The 2,395-nt window shown below is 58.9% G+C and carries 4 protein-coding genes; 3 read left to right on the top strand and 1 reads right to left on the bottom strand.

The window, feature by feature from the left end; translation table 11 throughout:
- The 3 genes from FJ956_RS30350 to FJ956_RS30360 all read left to right on the top strand — a co-directional run.
- On the top strand, positions 1–1,111 hold a 1,111-nt coding region (locus tag FJ956_RS30350; protein WP_140782024.1), incomplete at its 5' end, for a ThiF family adenylyltransferase.
- A gap of 34 nt (positions 1,112–1,145) precedes the next feature.
- Complete coding sequence (locus FJ956_RS31085; protein WP_140684801.1) at positions 1,146–1,421, top strand: hypothetical protein; 276 nt, start codon at positions 1,146–1,148, stop codon at positions 1,419–1,421.
- Between the two features lie 7 nt (positions 1,422–1,428).
- Positions 1,429–1,950: a DNA-binding protein gene (locus tag FJ956_RS30360; RefSeq protein ID WP_140782025.1), complete on the top strand. Its 522-nt coding sequence runs from the start codon at positions 1,429–1,431 to the stop codon at positions 1,948–1,950.
- A gap of 265 nt (positions 1,951–2,215) precedes the next feature.
- Here the strand turns inward: FJ956_RS30360 and FJ956_RS30745 are convergent.
- On the bottom strand, positions 2,216–2,395 hold a 180-nt coding region (locus FJ956_RS30745; RefSeq protein WP_210243620.1), incomplete at its 5' end, for a hypothetical protein.

The following is a 2,395-nucleotide window of genomic DNA, read 5'->3' on the forward strand; positions in this document are numbered from 1 at the left end:
CGCCGCAGCGTGCATCGCGGCCGCTAATCTGTTCCGTTCCGTCTTCGGCGCGCAACTGAGCGGGGCCTCGGTCGACGAGGCGGTTGCCTTCTCACTATTCGATTACGCACCAGGTTCGCAGGTGAACCCGGCACTTCCTAGCAACGTAGACCTGGATCGTCTTGTCCTGCTCGGCCTCGGAGCAATTGGCAATGGAGCGATTTGGGGGCTCTCCCGCATCACGGGCCTGACAGGAGCGCTTGAGGTCGTCGATCCGGAAACGATCGATCAGGGCAACCTTCAGCGATACGTAATGGCTCTCGAGCGGGACGTCGGACGGAGTAAAGTGAAGCTCGCCAGCCGATACATCAAGCACAACCCCGGCCTGTCTGTTATCGGGCACGAGGCGCGATGGCAGGCGTTTCCAGCGGGTTCGATGCGGCATGTGGCGGTTGCGCTCGATTCCGCGGCGGACCGAATCGCCGTGCAAGGCGCGCTCCCCCGCTGGACGATCAACTCCTGGACGCAGCGAGGTGACCTTGGAGTGTCGCATCATGGATTCGACGACGACATGGCGTGCCTGGCGTGTATCTACCTGCCAAATGGGACCGTACCCGACCAGGACGACGAGATTGCCGCCGCGCTAGGCCTCGAGGATCGAAAGCTCGAGGTGGTGCGCCCCATGCTGCATAACGGAAGCCCTGTCGACGCGGCGCTGATAGAGGAAATTGCCAGCAGGCTGGCCATCCCGATCGATCCTCTGCTTCCATTTGTCGGCAAGCCGTTGCGCGCTCTTTATCAAGGGGCCATTTGTGGCGGAGTTGTCTTTGAAGTCACTGCCGGGCGGAGTCCTGTCAAGGTGGAGGTGCCGATGGCGTTTCAGGCCGCAATGGCCGGGATCATGCTGGCTGGAGAGATCATCAAACGGGCAGAAGGCCATCATGGGAGGCCTTGGACCACGGCCAAGCTGAACCTGTTGCGAAAAATGCCGAGCGACGTAATCACCGAACGCCGGAAGAAGGATCCAAAAGGGCGGTGCATCTGCCAAGATGCCGACTACCTAGACGTATATCGAGCCAAGTACGGTCCCTCACCGGATCCGGCTGGTCAGTCGGAACTGGTTGTCACTTGACAACCTATCTGTGAATCGCATATTGAGGGTACAGATGGCGCGTAAATCGCACCCAAAGAAGGAAATTGAAGCCGCACTCAGGCACGCCGAAGCGCAAGGGTGGCGGATTGAAATAGGTGGAAGTCACGCGTGGGGCAAGATGTATTGCCCATATAACGATGACCAATGTCGTTGCGGCGAATTCTGCATAACCAGTATTTGGAGCACGCCAAAGAACGCTGGCAACGAAGCAAAGAAGCTGAAGCGCCTAGTCGATAACTGCACGACGCATAAGGCGAGAACCGAAGATACGGCTGAAGGCGAGGAGTGACATCGTCATGGAATACACTTTCACCCTAAAGTACCGTCTCGCGGACGACGATCAGGACGCGGATGCCTTGGTGGAGCGTCTTGGCGAGGCTGGGTGCACCGATGCTCTTGTGGGCATCGGCATTGTCGGCCGGCTTGCTCTCGAGTTTACCCGAGAAGCGGAAAGAGCGCAGGAAGCGGTTCGCAGTGCGCTCGCAGACGTGAAGGCCGCTATCCCGAGCGCAACCCTGGTAGAAGCCACGCCTGACCTTGTGGGACTAACGGACGTTGCCGAATTGATGGGCGTGTCCCGTCAGTACCTTCGCAAGCTAATGCTGGGCAACAACGATTTTCCAACCCCTGTGCATGAAGGCAACGGTGCGCTATGGCATCTGAGCGATGTCCTGAGTTGGCTGGAGGGCCGAAAGGGTTATCAGCCGGAGCGCACCCTGCATGAAACGGCAAAGGCGACTCTGGAGGTCAACGTGGCGAAGGAGGCAAGACGCTTCGCTCCCACGGCCATGCGCGAGTTGGAGCGCTTGATCGCATAAGGAAGCGGGCTGGCTTAGGCACCTCGCAGACAAAGCTGGCAATCAAGTTCCGACACACGGCTATTGATGGAACTGGCGGACTTCGTCAGCATCATCTCCAGCGCGTCGGCAACATGCTGGCGCCGCTCTTCTTCCTGTTCTTCGTCGTCCTGTCGGTGCGCTTGCACCATGCCCACAACCCCAGCTGATATGCCGGGCCATCATCTACCGGGGAGCATTATCAGGAAGGGTAGGGGCCGGCATGAGACGCATGCCCCTCAATCCGTTAGCCGTTGCCAATGATCTTGCTAGCATGGGCAATGCCGTCAGCCATCAAAAACAAAGCGAGAGCGATCGAGATGCGGAACATCAGGTAGCTCATGTCAGCGTCCTCCTTTGGACCGCTGACACTGGATGTAGGTACTTTAGCGGACCCTGCAAGTATCCCGCGGCCGCAGCGTGCCGT

It is taken from the genome of Mesorhizobium sp. B2-4-3 (genome assembly GCF_006442815.1).
Taxonomy (GTDB): Bacteria; Pseudomonadota; Alphaproteobacteria; order Rhizobiales; family Rhizobiaceae; genus Mesorhizobium.

Excerpts from the sequence above, each read along its gene's own strand:
- FJ956_RS31085 (WP_140684801.1), top strand. The coding sequence starts at position 1,146 with ATGGCGCGTAAATCGCACCCAAAGAAGGAAATTGAAGCCGCACTCAGG.
- FJ956_RS30360 (WP_140782025.1), top strand. The coding sequence starts at position 1,429 with ATGGAATACACTTTCACCCTAAAGTACCGTCTCGCGGACGACGATCAG.